This is a genomic window from Rheinheimera sp. (genome assembly GCF_036782235.1).
Lineage (GTDB): Bacteria > Pseudomonadota > Gammaproteobacteria > Enterobacterales > Alteromonadaceae > Pararheinheimera.
Window position 1 is genome coordinate 48,253 of record NZ_DAIPZL010000004.1, and the last position, 21,422, is coordinate 69,674.

18 protein-coding genes are annotated in these 21,422 nt (G+C 49.8%); 11 read left to right on the forward strand and 7 right to left on the reverse strand.

Translation table 11 applies throughout. From position 1 onward, the window contains the following. The first annotated feature begins 60 nt into the window (after positions 1-60). The 9 genes from V7P87_RS05990 to V7P87_RS06030 all read left to right on the forward strand — a co-directional run bounded on the left by V7P87_RS05990 (position 61) and on the right by V7P87_RS06030 (position 9,682). Positions 61-522, forward strand: a complete 462-nt coding sequence (locus tag V7P87_RS05990; protein WP_333796617.1) for a TlpA disulfide reductase family protein — start codon at positions 61-63, stop codon at positions 520-522. Further along, positions 519-746 carry a DUF4266 domain-containing protein gene (locus tag V7P87_RS05995; protein WP_333796618.1) on the forward strand — a complete coding sequence of 76 codons (228 nt, stop codon included), beginning with the start codon at positions 519-521 and terminating at the stop codon, positions 744-746. Before V7P87_RS05990 ends, V7P87_RS05995 begins: the two co-directional genes overlap by 4 nt. Continuing rightward, entirely contained in the window at positions 737-2,053 is a 1,317-nt protein-coding gene (locus tag V7P87_RS06000; protein WP_333796619.1) for a DUF3570 domain-containing protein, read from the forward strand. Before V7P87_RS05995 ends, V7P87_RS06000 begins: the two co-directional genes overlap by 10 nt. Before the next feature lie 216 nt (positions 2,054-2,269). After that, positions 2,270-3,184, forward strand: coding sequence for an FAD:protein FMN transferase (locus V7P87_RS06005; RefSeq protein WP_333796620.1), 915 nt, complete (start codon positions 2,270-2,272; stop codon positions 3,182-3,184). 285 nt (positions 3,185-3,469) lie between these two features. Next, positions 3,470-4,336: an ABC transporter substrate-binding protein gene (locus V7P87_RS06010; RefSeq protein ID WP_333796621.1), complete on the forward strand. Its 867-nt coding sequence runs from the start codon at positions 3,470-3,472 to the stop codon at positions 4,334-4,336. Between the two features lie 141 nt (positions 4,337-4,477). Beyond that, positions 4,478-5,881, forward strand: a complete 1,404-nt coding sequence (locus tag V7P87_RS06015) for a sensor histidine kinase (protein ID WP_333796622.1) — start codon at positions 4,478-4,480, stop codon at positions 5,879-5,881. Positions 5,882-5,978: 97 nt separating this feature from the next. Next, positions 5,979-8,117, forward strand: coding sequence for a TonB-dependent receptor plug domain-containing protein (locus V7P87_RS06020; RefSeq protein ID WP_333796623.1), 2,139 nt, complete (start codon positions 5,979-5,981; stop codon positions 8,115-8,117). 1 nt (position 8,118) lies between these two features. Continuing rightward, on the forward strand, positions 8,119-8,871 hold the full coding sequence (locus V7P87_RS06025) for a hypothetical protein (protein WP_333796624.1): 753 nt from the start codon (positions 8,119-8,121) through the stop codon (positions 8,869-8,871). Further along, a complete protein-coding gene (locus tag V7P87_RS06030; RefSeq protein ID WP_333796625.1) occupies positions 8,849-9,682 on the forward strand; it encodes a hypothetical protein in 834 nt (277 codons plus the stop codon). The genes V7P87_RS06025 and V7P87_RS06030 overlap by 23 nt, the downstream gene beginning before the upstream one ends. Before the next feature lie 37 nt (positions 9,683-9,719). Here the strand turns inward: V7P87_RS06030 and V7P87_RS06035 are convergent, their stop codons facing one another. The 7 genes from V7P87_RS06035 to V7P87_RS06065 all read right to left on the reverse strand — a co-directional run bounded on the left by V7P87_RS06035 (position 9,720) and on the right by V7P87_RS06065 (position 20,004). Next, positions 9,720-11,504, reverse strand: a complete 1,785-nt coding sequence (locus tag V7P87_RS06035) for a thiamine pyrophosphate-binding protein (protein ID WP_333796626.1) — start codon at positions 11,502-11,504, stop codon at positions 9,720-9,722. Positions 11,505-11,607: 103 nt separating this feature from the next. After that, positions 11,608-14,058, reverse strand: a complete 2,451-nt coding sequence (locus tag V7P87_RS06040) for a GGDEF/EAL domain-containing response regulator (RefSeq protein ID WP_333796627.1) — start codon at positions 14,056-14,058, stop codon at positions 11,608-11,610. A gap of 214 nt (positions 14,059-14,272) precedes the next feature. Continuing rightward, a complete protein-coding gene (locus V7P87_RS06045) occupies positions 14,273-14,614 on the reverse strand; it encodes a hypothetical protein (RefSeq protein ID WP_296294124.1) in 342 nt (113 codons plus the stop codon). A 12-nt stretch (positions 14,615-14,626) separates the two neighbouring features. Beyond that, on the reverse strand, positions 14,627-15,709 hold the full coding sequence (locus tag V7P87_RS06050) for an ATP-binding protein (protein ID WP_333796628.1): 1,083 nt from the start codon (positions 15,707-15,709) through the stop codon (positions 14,627-14,629). Continuing rightward, positions 15,706-17,949, reverse strand: coding sequence for an ATPase, T2SS/T4P/T4SS family (locus V7P87_RS06055; protein ID WP_333796629.1), 2,244 nt, complete (start codon positions 17,947-17,949; stop codon positions 15,706-15,708). Before V7P87_RS06055 ends, V7P87_RS06050 begins: the two co-directional genes overlap by 4 nt. A gap of 250 nt (positions 17,950-18,199) precedes the next feature. Then, positions 18,200-19,504, reverse strand: coding sequence for a DEAD/DEAH box helicase (locus tag V7P87_RS06060; protein WP_333796630.1), 1,305 nt, complete (start codon positions 19,502-19,504; stop codon positions 18,200-18,202). 188 nt (positions 19,505-19,692) lie between these two features. Then, positions 19,693-20,004 (reverse strand): DUF6172 family protein, encoded by a 312-nt coding sequence (locus V7P87_RS06065; protein WP_333796631.1) that lies wholly within the window; start codon positions 20,002-20,004, stop codon positions 19,693-19,695. Between the two features lie 226 nt (positions 20,005-20,230). Here V7P87_RS06065 and V7P87_RS06070 point away from each other — a divergent pair, with 226 nt between their 5' ends. After that, a complete protein-coding gene (locus V7P87_RS06070) occupies positions 20,231-20,659 on the forward strand; it encodes a CBS domain-containing protein (RefSeq protein WP_333796632.1) in 429 nt (142 codons plus the stop codon). A gap of 208 nt (positions 20,660-20,867) precedes the next feature. Further along, on the forward strand, positions 20,868-21,272 hold the full coding sequence (locus V7P87_RS06075; protein ID WP_333796633.1) for a hypothetical protein: 405 nt from the start codon (positions 20,868-20,870) through the stop codon (positions 21,270-21,272). Positions 21,273-21,422 lie beyond the last annotated feature (150 nt).

Sequence of the window (21,422 nt, forward strand, 5' to 3'; positions counted from 1 at the left end):
GTCTTAAGACTGTCTTAAGTAAAGCCTTTTAAGCTCCTGCTATATCAAGAAGGAGTCTCCATGAAACTGCTGTACAGCTTTTTGTTTTTATTCTGTTTTTCCACTATTGCCAGCGAAACTGCCCCAACACCAGCCCAAGCGCTGAACCTGTCGCAATACCAGGGCAAAGTGGTGTTACTGGACTTTTGGGCATCCTGGTGTGGCCCTTGCCGCCAGTCTTTTCCCTGGCTAAATCAGATGCAGCAAAAATACCGCGACCAGGGTTTAGTGATCATCGCCGTGAATGAAGATGAAGAACACGCTGACGCCATGCAGTTTTTGCAAAAGTACCCTGCCCAATTTTCTCTGGTTTTTGACCCACAAGGCGAGCTGGCTTCGCACTATCAATTGCAAGGCATGCCCACCAGCATTGTTCTCGACAGAACAGGCCAGATCCGCTTTAGCCACGCCGGCTTTTTTACCGCTAAAACCACAGATTACGAACACGAAATTCAGCAGTTGCTGCAAGAGGGCACAAAATGAATAACAAAATCAGGGTATTAATCACCGCCTTGGCGTTGTCACAACTGGCCGCCTGCGCCAGCCTCGACACAGTTAAACCCTGGCAACGCGGCACCTTGGCCAAAAAAGAGATGCAGCTCAATTCAGCAGGTCTCGACAATGCGTTAGATGATCACATTTATTTCAGTAAAGAAGGCTCCAGTGGCGGCCGTAGTTTTGCAGGCGGAGGTTGTGGATGCAATTAAGCAAAACCGGCAGTATCAGCGCTGCTTTAGCAGCAGCCACCTGCACTTTGTTGTCTGCCAATGCTATCGCTGCCGACAGCAATACCAACAGCCAGGCCAGTGCTTTAATCGAAGGCTGGCAGTTTAATTCAGCGCTGCTGTATTACGGCGAAACCGACAGAGTCAAAGCGGCCGAAGCCATTTTAAGTGCACGCGGTGACTTTGGTGACGATAAATTTCTGAATTTAAACCTGGTACTCGACAGCCTGACCGGCGCTTCAGCCACTGGTGCTGTGGCTCAGCCTGACGCCCAGACTTTTACCCGGCCATCCGGTGCCGGCAGTTATACCACAGCCGCAGGTGCTACACCTTTGGATGACACTTTCCGCGACACCAGGGTGCAGCTTGACGCCAGCTGGGAACAGCCGCTCACCAGCAATTACCGGGGTACAGTGGGCGGCCATTTTTCCAAAGAATATGACTATTTATCTTTGGGCATCAACGGCAATATCAGCCGCGACTTTAACCATAAAAACACAACTTTATCTGTGGGCACTGCCCTGAGCCACGACAGCATTAACCCGGAAGGTGGCATTCCGTCAGCTTTTACTCCTATGCTGTTTCGCAGCAATTTTGCCAGTGAAGGGGCTTATCAGCAGGCCTTTGATGGCAGCCGCCGCACCGACAGCGATACCAAAACCACGGCCGAGCTGCTGTTTGGCGTCACTCAGGTGATCAACCCCAACTGGCTGATGCAACTGAATTATTCAATTGCCAAAGCCGACGGATATTTGTCTGACCCATTTAAAGTTCTGAGTGTGGTAAACAGTAACGGCATCACCCAGCAAAACCTGTACGAACAAAGGCCAGATGCGCGCACCAAACAGAGTTTGTACTGGCAGAATAAATGGCACTTAAGCGGCAGTTATCTCGATTTGTCCTACCGTTATATGTGGGACGACTGGAGCCTGAATTCCCATACTGCTGATGCACGCTGGCGTTTCCCGGTAGCGGGTAACTGGTATATAGAACCACACGCCCGGTATTACACCCAGGATGAAGCAGAGTTTTATCAGCCGTTTTTAAGTGAAGGGATGCCGCTACCGGCTTTTGCCAGCGCCGACTACCGTATTGGCCAGATGGATGCTTACACTCTGGGTGCCAAAGTGGGCACAGTGCTGGATGGCGGCCATGATTTTGCCGTGCGGTTGGAATACTACCAGCAAAACCCGAATAACCCGGGTGTGGAACTGCCGGGCGCACTGAAAGATCTGGAGCTGTTTGGTGACGTTAAAGCGGTGATGTTGCAGGTCAGCTACTCGTTTTAATGGCATGGCCATAGCTGCTGCTCAGGCACAGTTATGGCGCATTCCCCCTGAGCTGACAACAGCAGGGATCAGCACTCCTTGCGCCGTTATCCGTTTGTGCCGTTATCCTTTGTACAAGCGGGCCAGCAAAGAGCCCGCTTTTTTACCAAAAACATCCAACCTGCAGTATTGTTGCAATAAGCTTTGTTAAACTGCTGATTTTACTTGGATAACCCCATGACATTTACCGCCGCAGCAACGACCATCACCCTGGAAGCCACCCCTTACGGCTGGCTGGGCAAATTCCGCGCTATGGCAAGCCCCTGCGAAATTCTGCTTGAAGCTGTTACTGAACAACAAGCGGCTGAACTCACCCAACTGGCGGCTAATGAGGCCTGGCGTATTGAACAAAAATACAGCCGTTATCAAGCTGATTCGGTGTTAAGCCAGCTCAATCAACACACTGCATGCTGGCAACAGCTGGATAACGAAACCGCTGCTTTGCTGCAGTTTGCCAACACCTGTTATCAGCTGTCCGACGGTTTATTTGACATTACCTCGGGTGTGCTGCGAAAAGTCTGGCGTTTTGACGGTTCAGACCAAATCCCCACTGCTGCCGCTGTTACAGCTTTATTGCCTTTGGTTGGTTTTGACCAACTGAAATTTGCCGACCACCAGCTCTGGCTGCCGCAGGGTATGGAGCTGGATTTAGGCGGTATCGCCAAAGAATATGCGGTGGATAAAGTAGCGCAGCTACTGGCAGATGCCAGCAAAGCACAAGGCACGGCCATGGTGGTGAATTTTGGTGGCGATATGCTGGCAGTGCGCCGCAAAGCTGACCAGCAGCCCTGGCGCATCGGCATTGAACATCCGAGCAAACCAGACGAACCCGCTATGTTAGTGGCGCTTACCGCCGGCGCTTTGGCCACCAGCGGCGACGCCAGGCGTTTTTTACAAAAAGACGGCATCCGCTACAGCCATATTCTGAATCCCAAAACCGGCTGGCCAGTACCCAATGCACCCCGCTCTGTGACAGTGTCAGCGCCAAGCTGTGTGATGGCTGGTTTATTAGCCACCACAGCACTGTTGCAAGGCGAAGGCGCTGAAGCTTTTTTACAACAACAGGGGCTGAAGTTCTGGCTGATCCCCTGAATTACCAACCAGCCGCCAAGAGGGGCTGTGCGAATGCAGCCGGCAATGTTATGGTTATCTGTCACAGTCAGACCATTTGCTCAGGTCTGAATACCACAACTGTGTTTGACCGGCGTCAATCAAGTGGAATTTGCTTTTTTGACAAATGGTTATAATTTGTACCACTATGGTTTGGCTTTTTATGCCACAACTGCATGGGCAACCAATGCAGTCAGGCCCGGCTTGTAAATAAGGATGTCCATGCGCCTCAGCCCCGTCATCTTCTGCTGTTTTTTGCTGTGGATAATGACCGCATGGCCAGCATGGGCAGCTGCACCTTTAACAGTGCTGTACCCTCAGGTTAAAGCACCTTATGACGACATTTTTAAACAAATCATCCGCGGCATTGAACATCAGCATCAGGGTGAAATGCGTCTGCAACAACTAGACGCTGCCACTTCGTTGCCGCAGCTGGCTAAAGATCTGCGTGTCGACAGCAATACCATGGTGATTGCGCTTGGTAAAAGTGGTTATCAGGTGGCCCAACAAATTCACAGCAGCAATAGTGTAGTGGTCGGCGCCCTGCCCATTCAGCCGGCTGGTCTGGCTGGCATTAGTTTACTGACCGATCCCAAAGTGTTATTCAGCTCGTTAAAAATGCTGGCGCCTGCTATTGATAAAGTCCATGTGTTGTATTCCGAATCAAGCCGCTGGCTCATTCAAATTGCAATAGAACAGGGCCAGCAACAAGGCATTGAAGTTATTGCGCAAAAGGTGACAGATCTCAAAGATGCGGTCAGGCAATACCAGGAGTTATGGCAAAACATCGATGCCAAAACCACGGCAGTCTGGTTGCCGCTCGACCCGGTGTCAGTCAACGAACAGGTCATTTTGCCAAAAGTTCTGGAAGTCGCCTGGGAGCGCAATATAGTGTTGTTTTCCAGTAAACCTGAACATGCCAAAAGAGGCGTATTATTTTCCACTTTTCCGGATCATTTTGAGCTGGGTCGCGAGCTGGTGTTGATGGTTGAACAGTTGCACCAGACAAAAATCGCAGCTACCGTAATACCACTGCAACAAGTTCAGCTGGCAGTCAATCTACGCACGGCCGCACACCTTGGCATGGAATACAAACCGGAAGTATTGCGACAAATTGCCATTATATTCAAATAATTAAACAATAAGATGGCAATAAAAAACACTCCAACACTGAAGCGCCAACTCCTTAATCTGTTGCTTCCCAGCCTGTTTGTGCTGGTTGCCACTCTTGGGATCCTGCTGATTGCCCTAACTTCCCGTTCCAGCAATCAGCAGATGTTGTCCAATGCCCAGCAGCTGGCTTTGTCCTTTTCACAACAATCGGTCTTAGCGCTGTTAACCGCCAGTGCGGAAAATGCCGATTCAGTACTGCAACAAATGCAGGCCTTTCCTGATTTAATTGGTGCAGGCCTGTGGAGCAATGAAAAAGCCATGCTGGTCTGGCGTGGTGATGACATCCATGCACGTCAGTTTCGTGACAATTTAACCAACCACTCTGACCAGATGTTGATCTGGCAAAACGAGCAATATATCTATCTGGCTGCGCCAGTGCTTGTGCAGTCGCAGGCAGAGCACAGCGAATCGGAATTGTCGTTGGACACTGCCAAGATGCAAAACCTGGGTTATGCGCTGCTGGTCTTTAGCAAAGAGCGGCTGCAACAACAAAACCGCGACCTGATGATGTTAAGTTTGCTGGTACTCTCTGTGGCAGTGGTCAGTATCTTTTTGTTTATCAGCAACTGGTTGCAAAAAATTACCCAGCCACTGCATCAATTGTCTGAACGGATGAAAAGTGAAGACTTTTTACAGCAAGCCACTGAACCTGTCTTGGCCGGCAGCTCTGAGATCCAGGACATCAGCCAGTCTTATCAGCAGATGGCCGCCGCCATTGCTGAACGCGACGAAGCACTGAAACTACACCAACAAAAATTAGAATCTCTGGTGCAAATCCGCACCAGAGAACTAACGACAGCCCGCGATGCGGCATTAACGGCTAGTCGCCACAAATCCGAATTTCTGGCCAATATCAGCCACGAACTGCGCACCCCGCTGCAATCGGTGATTGGCTATATCGATTTGGTGAACGAGCAGCTGGAATTTAGTGAATATGCCGACTTAACCACCGACTTAAACCGGGCGCAACAGAATGCTGAGAACCTGCTCAAAATGATCAACAGCCTGCTTGATTTAGCAAAAATAGAAGCGGGAAAAATGGAACTGCATTGTAGTTTTGTCCGGCTGAATTCGGTAGTGACCCAGGCGGTGGAACTGATCCGTCCTTTATTACAGCAAAACCAGCTACAACTGCAGCTGCCGGAACACTCGCCGGAACTCTATCTGGATGGTGAAAAACTGTTACAAATTCTGGTGAATTTACTGAGCAACGCCTGCAAATTTACCCGGGGCGGCATTATTAACTTAACAGTGCGCTATCAGGAAACAGGCTGTGAATTCAGCATTGCCGACACCGGAATCGGCATGACAGAGGCAGAGCTGAATAAAATTTTTACTCCCTTTTATCAGGCTGATGGCAGTCAAAGCAGACAGAGCGGCGGAACCGGTCTCGGACTCGCCATTACCCAACAATTTGTCCGCCTGATGAATGGCAAAATTCAGGTCTCAAGCAAGCCCGGGGTGGGCTCGGAATTTGTGGTATACGTTCCGATATTAAAAACTTAACTGCATAAAAATCAATAGCTTCTATACAAAATACTGCTATGTTGTAGAAACGCCGGGCAGGTAATTTGAGCAAATGTCACGTTGGAGATCACTGCGTATGAAATTTAATCCGTTTGTTCGTGCTATCCTGCTGCTGGCATCATTGCATAGCGCGGCTAGTTGGGCTGCGCGGCAAAACACCATCGAAGAAGAAGTTGCCGATTTTTATGGTGAACTGGACATGGTGAGCATTGCCACCGGTACCAGCAAACGTATTGATAAAGCACCGGCAGTGACCACTTTAATCACGGCCGAAGACATTGCCCGCAGCGGAGCCAGCCATCTTGATGAAGTGCTGGAAATGGTACCGGGTTTACATGTTGCGCCTTCGACCATCAGCCGGCTGGACTCGGTTTATTCCATCCGCGGCATTCAAACCGGCTTTAACCCTCAGGTGCTGGTGCTGCTCAACGGCACCGAATTTAAAAATAGTTTTTCCGGCGGCTTACCTTATACCTTTCGTTTTCCGGCCAATCTGATTGAGCGTATTGAAGTGATCCGCGGCCCCGGCACTGCAGTCTATGGTGCTGATGCTTATTCCGGTGTGATTAATATAGTGACCAAAAACCTGAGCTCCAGCGCCAATAGCGCGGGCGCGCGTATTGGCAGTTTTGGCAGCCGCGATTTGTGGCTGCAAACGGGTGGAAACTGGCAAGAGCTGGCGCTGGGTTTTGCGCTGGAACATCAGCAATCGGATGGAGATAGCGATCGGGTGGTCAGCGCTGACCAGCAAACTGTATTTGACCGCATTTTTGGCACCAAAGCATCAAGAGCGCCCGGCGCACTGGCAACCCGCTACGATATTCTGAATGCACACGCCACTTTGCAATATCAGGGGTTTACCTGGGAGCACTGGTGGTGGCAGCAACGAGATGGTGGTCTTGGTCCTGGCGGCGCTCAGGCGCTGGACCCCGATGGCTACCAAAAATTCCGCGATTACCGCACTAAACTCAGCCATGTGCATCAGCTCAATGACACTTTGTCCTGGACCAATGATTTGTCGTATCTCGATGCTCGTAGCGAAACTTATTTTGTGTTGTTTCCGGCCGGAACCCGCCTCCCCATCGGCGCCGATGGCAATGCCAATTTTACCAGGCCGGTCGGGCGGGTTACCTTTACTGAGGGTTATATCGGCAGTCCGCGCAGCAACCATCAGGATAGCCGTTTTAACAGTATCCTGAACTATCAGGGCGTGAACGAGCATGAACTGCGCCTGGAGTTTGGCGCCTTTGAACAAAAACTCAGCCCCAGAGAACTCAAAAACTTTGGCCCAGGTGTGATTGATGGCACAGTGGCGCAAATCGACGGTCAACTGACGGATGTCACAGGTACTGACTATATCTATGTCAAACCGGTCAGCCGCACCAATGTGCATCTGAGTGTGCAGGACATCTGGCAGATTGCGGCCGACTGGGCCTTCACTTATGGTGTCCGCTACGACCACTTTTCCGACTTTGGCAGCACTGTGAACCCACGCCTCGCTGTGGTGTGGGACACAGCGCATAATCTGACCACTAAACTGCTGTATGGCAGCGCTTTTAGGGCCCCTTCTTTTAACGAATTGTTTTTACAAAATAACCCGTCAGCGCTGGGTAACCCCGATCTGGATCCGGAAACCATAGATACCGTTGAATTGGTGTTTGATTACCAAATCAACTTTGACAATCACCTGGTATTTAACCTTTATCAGTACAGGGCCAAGGATTTAATCGACAAAACAGCAGTGCCCGGGACATCTTCATTACAAACTGCCAACCTGTATAACCTGGACGGCCAGGGTGCCGAGTTTGAATGGAACTGGCGCCCGGCGGCACACTGGCGTGCCGACTTTAACTTTGCTTATCAGGACACGACCAACAGGGCCACTGATTTTCAGGTTGCCAATGCGCCCGGACAATCGGCCTCGTTGCGGTTGTATTACGACATTAACAGCAACTGGCAAGTGTCGGGTTGGGCCCACTGGATAGCAGACCGCCAACGCGCCGCCAATGACAACCGTGCACCGCTGGCCGATTATCAACTGTGGAATCTGTCGCTCAATTACCAGCCTGATCAAAGTTCATGGCAAGTAAAAACTGCTATTCGCAATCTGCTGAATAAAAAAGCCTATGAGCCCAGCAGTACTGCAATCAGCAATGATTTCCTGCTGGAAGGCCGCAGCCTGACCTTACAAATCAGCTACAACTGGCAGCCATAACATGAACAAGGATTTTGTTTATGCCGCACAAAGCACTAGCCGCATTACTCAGGAGATTGCGGCAACGGACAATCCTTATCTGGCGGTACAACAACGTATCTGTGGTTATGACTTACTGGAATTGATGCAAAAACGCAGTTTTACCGATCTGTTGTTTTTATTGCTGACCGGCGAATTGCCAGATGCTGCACAGGCGCAGTTGTTACAACAGCTGCAAATTGCCTTATGTAATGCCGGCCCCCGCCATCCGGCCACCAGAGCTGTGATGACGGCGGCTGTCAGTAAAGCGCGGCCTGAACATTTATTACCTATTGGCATGCAGGTACTGGGCGGAGAACGTCAGGGTGCTGTGGCTGTGGCAACCGCCTGGCAAGCGCTGAAACAGCGACTGGACGGGAGCACTTCAGACAATCAGCTGCCGCCCGCAGGATTTGGTCAGCTTTATGGGGAGGCGGATCCGCTGATGGCTGACATACTACAGCAGCTGGCACTGTTACCGGCAGCAGGCCCGGCTTTCGCTTTATGCCGGCAATTACAACAACAGTGGCAACCCCAACAACAGGGTATTCTGGATGTGGGGCTTTGTGCCGCAGCCTGTCTCGACCTTGGCATTGGCCAACGTGAAAGTATTGGTTTATTTCAGCTGCTGCGTGCACCTGGGCTACTGGCGCATGGTATGGAACAAACACACAGGCCCATTACCGCCTCGCCTTTACTCGCGGACGAAGATTATGAATACCAACAAGTCGAATAAACTGGCGTTGTGGGATTCCCGCCGTGGCCATATTGTCAGCCGCATTGGTAAATGGGTTGGCGGTCAGGATGTACAAATCCGGCAATATTCACTGCTCAATGACTTGTTCCTGCAAAAAAGTTACATGCAGGTGCTGGTGCTCAATGCCACAGGTCGTTTGATTAGCGCTGAGCTTGGTTGCTGGCTGGAAAACAATTTTATGGTGATGAGCTATCCGGATGCACGTATCTGGTGTAACCAGATTGGCGCCTTTGCCGGTGAATTACACAGCAGTCCGACCGCAGCCACAGCCGCTGGTTGTCTGGCTGCAGATTCCCGCGCTTACGGCGGCAGCCTTACCTCAAAACTGGCGATGGAATTTATTCAACAGGCGCGTCTTGAGGTTGAGCAAGGTGTAAGCATTGAACAACTGGTGGCCAGGGTACCGCTCAAACACGGCAAACCGGCCATTATTGGTTTTGCCCGTCCTGTGGCCCGCCACGACGAACGCATTGAACCCCACAGACGCATGACAGCAGCTTTGGGTTTTACCGATGGCCCGCACCTGACTCTGGCCAATCAGCTGTCAGACTACTTATTGGCGACTTTTGGCATGGGCATTAATATTGGCGGCTACACTGCCGCTTTTATGTCCGATCAGGGTTTCAGTCCGGATGAAGTGTACCGCATCAAAAACCTCTGTGTTGCCAGCGGTGTGATGGCTTGTTACGTTGATCAACTTGATCAGACTGAACGCAGTTTTCTGGCTTTACAATGTGCCGATATCAGCTATCAGGGGCATCCTGCCCGCACTGTTCCTTTAATTGACTAAGTATCTGCTGCCATACCGCAGCTTATGCCTTCCCCGGCTAACCGCCCGGAGTCATCGATTGGTTCTGCAGACTTTGGATGCGCGATAACATCGGCGGAATTTCCTCAGGATCAATCCGGATATCCAGCAGCGTTGGCGCTTGTTTCTGAAAAATAGCGGAAAAATCCAGCGCCAGCAGTTGCTCTGCACTGGTGATCACCGCAGAATCCACGCCCAGCGCCTGTGCCAGCGCAGCGTAATCCACCGCGCCCAGTTCAAAACCTATTTTTTCTGCGTTCCCCAGCCGCTGACCATGCATCACCATGCCCAGCACCCCATCGTTCAGCACAATAAACAAAATTGGCAACTGCTGCTGTTTGGCGACAGTGATCTCCTGCGCGCTCATCAGATAAGCGCCATCACCTGTCACACAAACGTGCGCCGCCCCTGTGGTATCACCAAGCGCAGAACCAATCACAGCACCTATAGCCCATGCCATAGCGCCTAATCCCATCGCAATATGGAATTTACCGTTAGATTCAGCACGCTGGTAATAATGAATAGCCCAGGCCCAGGCGTTGCCGGCGTCGGCAAAAAACCGGGTTCCTTCAGGCAAGATGCGGGCCAGCAAACAAAACAGGCTTTGTGGTTTTAACGGCGTCTGACGGTGTTCCATCGCCATGCTATCGCGCCACAGGCTGCGGCCACCCAAGGCATTCAGTGGAGGTACCGCACCAAATTCTGGCCAGCATTTACCCCACTTCAGCTGGGCTTGGCGAACTTCCTCCACCAGTTTTTTAAAGATCACCGGCAAAGAACCGCAGACGTGCAGCCTGGCCATTGGTGAACGGGTGAAATGCTCAACGCTCGAATCAATATGGATCAGCTTATGATTAATTAACTCTTCCGCCCAGCCACTGGTGCCAAGCTCACCAAGCGCAGCGCCTATCGCCAGCACCAAATCCAGCTTGTTTTCTTTGTCAGCCAATAACTCGGCGGCACTGCTGTGTCCGGCAAAACCAAAAACGCCCCGATACAACGGATGAGTTTCATCCACCCAGCGTTTGCCCATAGGGCCGGAAACAAAAGGTGCATTAAGCAAAGTGGCCAGCTGCATAATGCTGCCGGACGCATCCTTACAACCATCCCCAATAAAAAGCGCTATGTGTTTTGCCTGTGACAGCTCCTGAATCAGTTTTTCCAGCGCCACTCTGTCGGAGAGTTGAAATTGCTGGGTTAATAATTCAGGCCTGACTTTGGGCAGGTAACCTGCTTCGGTCCGTAAAATATCAGAAGGAATCGAAATGTGCACGGGCCCGGCCGGAATACGACTGCTCGCCATCACCGCTGCTATCAGTTTGTTTTCCAGTTGTTCCTGATGGCTGACCAGCGAGTTGTAGCGGGTGCAATGGCGGAAAATGCCAACAATATCAATGGCTGCACAGGAAGAATCCTGCAAGGCACGCCGACCAAACTTAGGTAAGGGGGTTTGGGCGGTGATCACTAAAATTGGCACATTGTCGGCATAAGCGCTGGCGACACCGGTCAGTAGATTGGTCGCCCCAGGGCCTGTGGTGGCACAACAAACACCTAATTTTCCGGTTTCTCTGGCATAACCATCAGCCATAAAAGCAGCACCGGCTTCGTGCCGTGCCACCACTGCACGCACACCGCCGCGGCGCTCACTGCGTGCCAGTGCGTTAAACAGCGGTTCAATGGCGCCGCCCGGCACGCCAAAAACATAGTCAACACCTAATAAATTCAGATACTCAACGACGAGATCTGCATAGGTCACTTGCTCCTTGTCAATCAGCTGTCCATGCTCAATCATCTGATCGTGCATTTGATATACCTTTTAAAAAGTCATGGGAGTTCATTTCCCCCAGCCATGGGTATATCACAGGGTTGGTCAAAATAACAGCAAGCAGTATATCTAAGATATTGTATTAGAATGTTTTTTCTATTTGTTCTATCGGCAGCGGCTTGCTGATGTGGTAACCCTGAGCGTAATCGATGCCAAGCTGTGTCAACATGCCAAAAATGTCCGCATTTTCGACAAATTCGGCCACAGTTTTACGGCCAAGTGCGGTGGCGATTTCCGCCATAGATTTCACTAAAGTGAAATCCATTTTGTCCTGATGCATATTTCTGACAAAAGAACCGTCAATTTTAATACTGCCGGACGGCAACTGTTTCAGGTAACTGAAGGTACTAAAACCTGTGCCAAAATCGTCGATCGAAAACTCACAGCCCAACCTGGTTAACTGTTCAATCATGGCATAGGTGCCGCTGATATTGTTTAAACTGGCCGTTTCAGTCAGTTCAAACACGATACGATTTGGTGACACCTGATATTGCAGCAATTTTTGCTCAATCAGCGGTACCAGCCGTTCGTCCCGAAACGCCTGCGCAGACAAATTGATGGCCACTTTTTTCAGCACCGGATGCCGGCTCATCATGGCGATAGTTTTGGCAATCACCTGATGATCCAATAGGTTAATGTCCTCAACCTGCTCCAACGCCTGGATAAAATCGCCCGGATAAACCAGTCTGTCGGCCAGACTCAGACGCACCAAAGCTTCAAAATAAACCACGGCTTTGGTTTTGACACAGACCACAGGCTGAAAATGCAGCACAATTTGGTCACGCACTATGGCTTCGCGCAGTTGTTGTGACCATTGCAATGAATTTTGCAGTGTATGGCTTGCCGCATCCTGCACACTGTAACAATGCGCCCTGTTCCGGCCTTTGTCTTTGGCAACATACAAAGCGATATCAGATTGTTGCAGATAGATTTGTGCATCTGACATGCTGCCATCAATCAGGCTGATACCAATACTGCAACTAAGTGAATACACTTTATCTTTTAAAGTGTAAGGCCGGTTTTGCAGTTGCTGGCATAACTGCTCCGCCAGCTCAACGGCTTGTTGCATGGATTTATATTGGGTGAGCACCACAAACTCATCGCCACCCACCCGGCACAGCAAATCTGTTGCACTGAGCTCTTTTGCCAGCCGCAATGCAACCTCACGCAATATGGCATCACCATGCGAATGACCATGGGAATCGTTAATCACCTTAAAATGATCCAGGTCGATATAGAGTAAAGCATGTGTATTTTCAGCAGAAGCCTGACCTGCCAGCCGGATCAGTTCCCGGTCAAAAAAGTGGCGGTTATATAAACTGGTCAGCGGATCGTGCATCGCCAGATGCTGTAGCTCTTGTTCGGCACGTTTGCGCTCTTCTATATTTTCTAAAGTAACAGTGACACCTGTCATTTGATCCGGCAGCTGTGCCATATTCAGCGCGACCCAGCATAGCGGCACCATCAATTGCAGCTCAATATGCCATTGCTGCGCCTGCCCATGACACAAGGACTGTAACTGTTGTTCAAACAGCACCCGATCGGCCGGATGTAAAAAACTGCCGAGCCTGGTTGTTTCCTGCAGACCGGTGCCAGCCACCAAGTCGTACCAGGCTTTGTTGGCAAAGCGGATGTTCCCGGCCGGATCTAACTCCATCAATACTGTAGAGACATGGTCCAATACCCGCTGATGAACCAGAGATAAGGCCCGGTAGCGCTCCTCGCTGCCCGCGAGCTGCTCAACTTTTTGTTTAAACTGCTCATTACTCACCAGAAAATCTTCGCGTTGGGTGGCCACGTCAATGACCCGCCGCAACTGCTCCGCCCTAAAGGGTTTACTAACAAAATCGGCAGCGCCTTGCAGCATCATCTGCTCAGCAATTTCAATACCGCCATGCGCTGTCATCACCACCACAGATTGTTGTGGTTTTTGCCGCATTATTTCCGCCAATACTTGCTGACCATTCAAGCCAGGCAACATCACGTCCAGCAATACCAACGTGAATTCCTGCTCAGCAAAACAAACCAGCGCTTGTGGGCCTGAGGCCGCAATTACCACATCATAATTGGGCTGCAGGATGCGGCGTGCCAGTTCAGCAATATCCGGCTCATCTTCCACCACCAGAATGCATTGCCGGCTTTGAGTATGTGCAGCTTTTGGCAATAAATGATTGATATAGTGGGGTAACTCCGCCAGCTGTTGTTTTGCTACCACAAGGTTAATACCATAAGCCCGTGCCGTGGTTTCGGTGATCCGTTCACAATAGGTTGAGCTGAGCAGAATAAATGGGGTGTGTTCATCACACTTGAGCACATTGGCACGAACCAGTCTTGCCAGGCGCCAGCCGTCGATAGAACCAATATCAATTTCAGAGATGATAAGATGAACAGCCTGTTGCTTCAGCACAGCAATAGCGTCAAGGCTGTTATCGACGCGGATAAACCGCACCTGACTGTCGGCAGGCAAAACCCGATGCACAGCTTCATTCATCGAAGTGCCAGTGACCAATAATGCTACATATTCAACCTGCACCAACACTTCATCCTAACTTTTGTTTGTTCTTTACAAACGCGATTTAGAAAAATCCACCTTAACTTCAGGGCGCAGGCAACGCAAGCATGTTCCTTATTCCGGCTCAGCGCACAGGTTATTCAGTACCAGGCTGCAACCAGCCCTTGCCGGCAATGGCAAAGCCTGTTACAGCCAGACTAAATCTGCATAAGGTTGTGTTTTTAACGCGGCTGGTTTAGCTGGTTCGCAACGACTTTTCCGTTAAATCCAGACTAAAATCCTGACCGTCCGTCAGACAGATCTTCAACTTTTGTTGTGAAAAGTGCAGCTTGTCTATATCGACGCTATCCGGTAACAGATAAACAATCAGCGAACCTGCACTGATTGACAAAATTTTGGTCGCCTGGCTGGATTTTTCCGCCATTTGCCCGGTAATGCCGTCGCGCAGAAAGCTGTGCCCGGTGATCTTAACCAGACCATTGTCGTATTCATCTACGGTGCCCAGGAAAAAGCGATTTTCATCGTTAATGAATAGTCTGCGATAACAAACTAACAGCTTGTCATTGTTTTTCAGCATAAAAATCTCCAATTAGATCAAGTGTCTTTGTTGATATAAGCTTTGCCAGTATTCGCCCTGACGGTCGGCGCATTCGGTTTCCACATAGTGTTTTAACCGCCGCCTGTCTTTGGGCTGGTCTTTTAAGGCTGAACCCAACAGCACGTGCAGCAGCAAAGTCGCATCAGGGCGGCTTTGCTGGTAATAATAAGCATGGGTATAAATGGCATGGGCAACACTGACGGCTTCGGCGGTTGACATAGTGGCGCCCGCCAGCCGATCGGTGCTGCGCCCATCCAGCGTCTGGCCATTGCGTAGCTCGTGAAAAATGGTCGCCAGCACCTGGATCAGCTCAGGCGCCGGTTCCACTTTGATCTGGTTGACTGCCATCAGTTTATTGCACTCCTGCAGTATCACTTCTGCTTCATCATCCAGATGACGGATAGGTTTTATATGCTCAAAACTCAGCCGCCGTTTTAGTGCTGAACTCATACGCTGAATACCTTCATCCACGCTGTTGGCGGTGGCCACAATATTAAAACCGGCCATAGCATAGAGGGTACTTTGGGCTGAGGGCAGTTCCGGGACCACCAGAATACGCTCAGATAAAATAGACAACACAGCGTCCTGCAAAGGTTGCGGGCAGCGGGTAATTTCTTCAAAACGCAAAATTTTGCCATCGCGCATGGCTCTGTACAGGGGAGTACTCACCAGAGCTTCCTGGCTTGGGCCCTGCAGCTGCATCAGTTGTGGATTCCAACTATACAGCAGCTGGCTCAGGTTACTGATGGCGCCTCCCTGGATCACCTGGGTTGAATCACGACTAATAGCGGCGGCCAGCAATTCAGATAACCAGGATTTGGCGGTACCGGGAGAGCCGGTCAGCAAAATGCCACGCTGGGTGCATAACGACAAAATAATACGGGTAACCACCCCTGCTTCGGCGACAAATTTGCGGCTGATGCCATTGGCGCTGTCACCACAGATAAAACGCTCCACCGCAATAGCCGACATAGCCCAACCGGGAGGCACAGGCGCTGTGTCCTGCTGTTGCAGTTGATCCAGCTCACGGGCATAAGTTTGCTCCGCTGATAATTTTTGTGCCGTTTTTGTCATAAGGATGACCTCACTCCACCGCGGTTTTCCGGAGCCATCCGCTCCTGCAGCAGCACTTTGGGTAACTCGCTGAGCGGGATCACACCTTCAACCACCAGATTCAGCGCACTATCGCGCATGGTGATCATGCCGGCATCCAGCGCCTGCCAGCGCAATTCGGTGGCGGTTTTTTGTTGTGAAATGGCATTACGGATGTCGGTATTCACCAGCATAAATTCAAAGACTGCCACCTGACCATGGGTGCCTCTGCCGTTACAGCGCGGGCAACCCAGGCCTGCAAAACAACGAAAATTGGCCGGTACTTCATCGGGGAATAACTCTGCAACTATAGTCGCATCGGGTTCTGTCTGCTGTTTGCAATGTGGACAGATACGTTTTGCCAGCCGCTGCGCCATCACGGCCAGTAATTCACTGGCAATAGAATTGGGATGAATTTCCAGATCGCGCAAGCGCTGAATAGCGTCTACCGCATCGTTGCAGTGCAAGGTGGATAACACCAGATGCCCGGTTTGTGATGCCCTTGCCGCTTCAAGCGCTGTAGCGTGGTCCCGTATTTCCCCCACCAGAATTACATCCGGGTCTTCCCGTACAAAAGCCCGTAATGCATCCGGAAAATCAAACCCAATATCAGCCCTCACCCGGGTTTGCTGAATGTTATCTATTGAATATTCAATCGGATCTTCGACCGTGATCACTTTGCGTTTGCCATCTTCTGCCAGCAATTGCAAACCGGCGTATAAGGTGGTGGATTTGCCCGACCCTGTGGGGCCAACCACCAGCACCAGGCCGGCGGGGTTATTCAGTAAGCGCTGATACATGCCGGTGACACGCGCCGACATGCCCAAATCTGTCATGCTCAGGGCGCGCCCGGTTTGTTTTAACAGCCGGATCACAATATGTTCGGCATGTAATGAAGGCTGGGTTTGAATACGCAAATCATATTGATGCTGGCCATGCTTGACCTGACTGCGGCCACCCTGCGGCAAACGCCGTTCACCAATATCCAGTTCGGCGCGGATTTTAATTACATTAATCAGGCCGGCTAAATCCGCCATCGACACCTGAAACTGGGTGATGTCCTGTAAGTCACCGTCAATACGCAGGCGAATCCTGGTGCGTTGCTGATAACACTCAATATGAATATCACTGGCATGCTCGCTGATGGCTTCCATCAATAACGCATCATACAAGGACACCAGATAAGGATTGACCGGGTTGGGTTTGCTATCGGCGTTAGCTTCTTCAGTACTTTTGATTTGTTCAGACTGGGCGCGATACTGTGCCTTGGTACTGACGTCAAGCTGGGTCCATAACCTGTTGAAGTCTTCCGGGGTCAGCAAGGCCAGGCTGATATGGCCATTGCCGTTCATCACCGCCAGCTCGGCAAAGTCGGCGTCCGGATCGTCTGTAACCACCAGCAGTTTGTTGTTGCTAATATTGACCGGTAAGGCATGGCTGCGATCGAGAAAAATCCGCGAAAACTGGCGGAATAAAGAGGCGTCCACCTGCTGGATCAGGCTTTCGTAATCCAGTAAGGCTAATTGCCGCTCTTTGGCAACAGCTTCAAACAGGGCGCGGTTTTTTAATTGTTTAATCCGGTTAATCGCATTAATCAGCGGTTCGGCATTTTTCCGGGCATCATTTTTAGCGGCCTGCAAGGTTGCATCGTCGACATAACCTAAATCAATCACCATGTCGGCTAAACGGCGGCTGAAATCAACCCAACCCAGATTATTTAACCGCTGCAACTGCCCCTGCTGCTTTTGATACAACACCAGATTAGACACATGGTCCTTGTCATCTTCCAGAGTTGCCAAAAAACCCCGTTCAGCCAGCACGGGCAACAGATGATCAAAACTGGTTAAGATACAGGTGGTGACAATCAACTGACACTGGCCGCATAAGGGCGTACTTAAGTTGGCATCTAATTCTATAACCTCAATATTGCTGATATTTAATGCATGAAAATGTTCACAGGTGGTACGCGCCAGCAAGTCATTACGTTCTATGGCAAAAACCCGGGCCGCCATTTTGGCCAGAATGGCACTGAAATAACCTGAGCCAGCGCCCACATGCATCACCAGTTGCTGTGGTGTAATGTCGGGTAATAATTGCAAAATACGTTGTGCTGCGGCCTGCGTTGGGAAGGAGTGCCCAGTGACCCGGTCTGCATGTTCCGGCTGGCTGGCAAATAAATGTCTGGCAGGTGCTGACGCGATAAGACTGCAGGCGTTATCCATGCATGGGCCTTTTACCGTACTCATTCATATCGGATCAGTGTAGTGGCTTAAATTAGAAAAATATTAATTGAGCGCAAGTTTTATGCAGATTTCTAAATAACGCCCAGGAGTTCAGTGCGTCCGCACTGAGTTTGGCTTTACCAAGATAATTTTTATATAAAAAAGGCCCCGGCAAGACCCAGCGACAAAGCAATAAAAAAGCCAGGTTTAACCTGGCTTTTCACAAAAACACTGAAAGTAAAAAACGATATTACCCCTTCAAAGCCTTAGTTCGGCCAGCTGTGGCTTTAGGCTGTTTAGCCTGGCTTTTCGGCTTGGTTTTATTTTTGGCCGCAGGCGCTTCAATCACAGTTTCCGACTTTTTATTGGCACGGCCCGGTACTATTTTGCGGGAGATGCTTTTTAACAACGACTCGCGGTTACTGACTTCAAAACCCGGCTGGATAATACGTTCAATTTTGCTGCCAATCAGCTTTTGAATCCGCTCCAGTGTCAGCTCTTCTTCGCGGCTGACAAAAGACAGTGCCTTGCCTGCAGCACCAGCACGACCGGTACGGCCAATACGGTGTACATAATCTTCCGGCAAATATGGCAGGTTAAAATTCACCACATAGTCCAGGCCCTGAATATCTAAACCGCGGGCCGCTACTTCGGTCGCAATCAGCACCTGCAGCTTGGCCGATTTAAAATCAGCAATGGCACGGCGGCGTGCGCCCTGGCTTTTATCACCATGGCAGACAGCGGCGTTAATTTTGCGTTGTTGCAAACCGGCCAATAAACGGTCGGCCTGCTCTTTGGTACTGGTAAATACCAGCACCTGGAACCAGTTTTGTTCGTTCAGCAACAGCTCAAACAATTCAATTTTGCGGCTTTCTTCCACCGCATAGACCACATGGTGCACAGTGTCGGCGGTGCTGTTGACCTTGGTCACTTTAATTTGCTGATGGTTATGCAGAATTTTATGCGACAGCTCGTTCACCGCAGGTGAAGTCGTGGCAGAAAACAGCAGTGTCTGACGTTTATTGGCCGTCATCTGCATCAGTTTCAGCACATCGGCGCTAAAACCCATATCCAGCATCCGGTCGGCTTCGTCCAGCACCACAAATTCCACGTCGCTTAAAATCACATTGCCAAGCGCCATATGCTCTAACAAACGGCCAGGGGTGCTGATCACCATATCCACACCGGCAGTTAACTTATTGGCCTGACCGCCCATTTTAACGCCACCATATAAAGCAGTGACACTCAGTGGCAAATATTTGGCATAAGCCTTTACCGCTTCAGCAATTTGTTCAGCCAGTTCGCGGGTTGGCGTTAAAATCAGCGCCCGTGGCCGTTTTTCCACTGTGGCTTTGGGGTTATCTAACATCCGCTGTAACAGTGGCACGGCAAAAGCGGCGGTTTTACCTGTGCCGGTTTGGGCTGTTACCTGTAAATCTTTACCACGGCGCGCCGGCACTATGGCCTTTTCCTGCACCGGTGTCATGTCACTGTAGCCGCATTCTTGCAGCGCACGCTGTAAGTCTGATGCTAAATCTAAAGATGAAAATTGCATAAAAAATCCTCTGTAGAATGGCTACAGTCCAAAAAGTTGGGGGCGAAATATACAGCATTTTGCCGCTGGCGCAGAGTTTTGTTTTTACCTGCCGGCGTTTTGCCACAGGATAAAACTGCTAAGGCTTTGGCGGCTAAGTAAAAAATACCGGAAGTGTTATCAAAAAACACTGCCGTTTTTTTAAGCTGTTAAGCGTTGTTGTTGTTGTCACCACCAGCACGTGGCTGATGCTGGGCAGCACGGGCCAGAATTTCAATATAAAAAGACGGCCACTGTGCAGCGAGCGCTGCGTCGATATGTTTGTTAATTTCCGAGGTAAAAACTTTTTCTGCGACATCTTTTGACGCGCCAAAACGACAATCAAAGGTCCAGTAGTCTGTGCCTTGTGGCAAAGTTTTGCGCCGCTCGCGGTTCAGGTATTTTTTAATCTCATGTTTAATTAAATCCACCAAACGGGCAGGTTGATGTTTGTCGTGGCTTAAAGCGAAGGTTTTTTTCATCGGAATTCTCAGGAAATGGTGGCAAAGCACAAGCGGCTACAAGCGCGGCATTCTACATCATTCGCCACCCCACAGCGCCAATATTCTTAGTTTTTGGCAAAGAGGCTCAGCCTAAAGCCCAAAAACTCAGCTCCAACAGCATAGCTGCCGCAGGGCTGGCGTACAAAAAACCGTGGTTTTGTATTATGGTGCAATACAGAATGACTCAGGCTGAGCAGGGGCGCAGATGCTGACAGTAGCAAAATTAATGAGTACCAACCCGGTCTGTGTTTCACCCGACGACACCCTGGCAGTGGTCAAAAGTATTTTTGATAAGGTGAAATTTCACCATATTCTGGTGGTGGAACAAGGTGCGCTGGTGGGGGTGATTTCCGACCGTGATTTGTTTAAAGGCCTGAGCCCTCATATTGGCACTGCCGCCGAAACCAGCCGCGACTTAGCCACCTTAAATAAAAAAGTGCATCAGCTGATGCATCGCAAACCGCTGAGCTTAACTGCACAACACAGTGTGATGGATGCAGTGGCACTATTTAACCAACAAGGCGTGTCCTGTATTCCGGTGGTGAACGCCCGCTCCGCCCCCATCGGCATTTTAAGCTGGCGCGACATTATGCGCGCCCTGGATAAAAGCCAGAGTAAAGAAACCGGCGAGTGATAATTGCAGCTGCTGGTGGCTATTGCCGTAAAATTTACGCCTTTTGTTGCTTCTAAGTGGGGAGCATCAGGCGAAATACAGTACTATGGGCTGAGCTTTAGCTAACTTGCTTATTTTATTAGAAAAACGAGAACTAATTGGAACAGTTATTTAGATGAAATTCTGTTTGCAGAAGTCTTTTTTTTACTGGATGACCCAGAAGGGTCCGATGTTGTTGTTTCCATTGGCAACTCTTTATGCATATTTTCGTATATTTGTCTGGGGTCCTGCCGGGGATGGTGGCATATATAAAATGAATTATTTTATTTTGCTCGCTGGCAGCGCCGCCTGTATTTATATTTTATTTGATATGTTGGGATTTTTTCTGAAGAAGGCATCTTGTGAATTAGAACTACAAAAAGACTTTGCAATAATTAACGGTGAGAAGTTTTCATATGATGAAATCATCATAAAAAATAAAAGCTCCAGCTTTAAAATCTGCCTATCTTATAAAAACAACATTTTCTGGGTCTCTGGCTCAGGCTATAAAACTGAAAATAGCCTGGAAGACTTTATTGCCGATGCTTCTAAGCTGATTACAGTAAAAACAGAAAAAGATTCAGGAATTTTATAAATTTAAATCAAACTTAATAGCACCAAAAAAAATAATTATCCTTATTTATAAATACAACTTTTTAATTGAATAACCAAAGTGCATTGGTTATCAAAAGTTAAAGTCATCAACATGAGAGTAAAACGCAAGATGTGCCCCATTCTGTGTGTT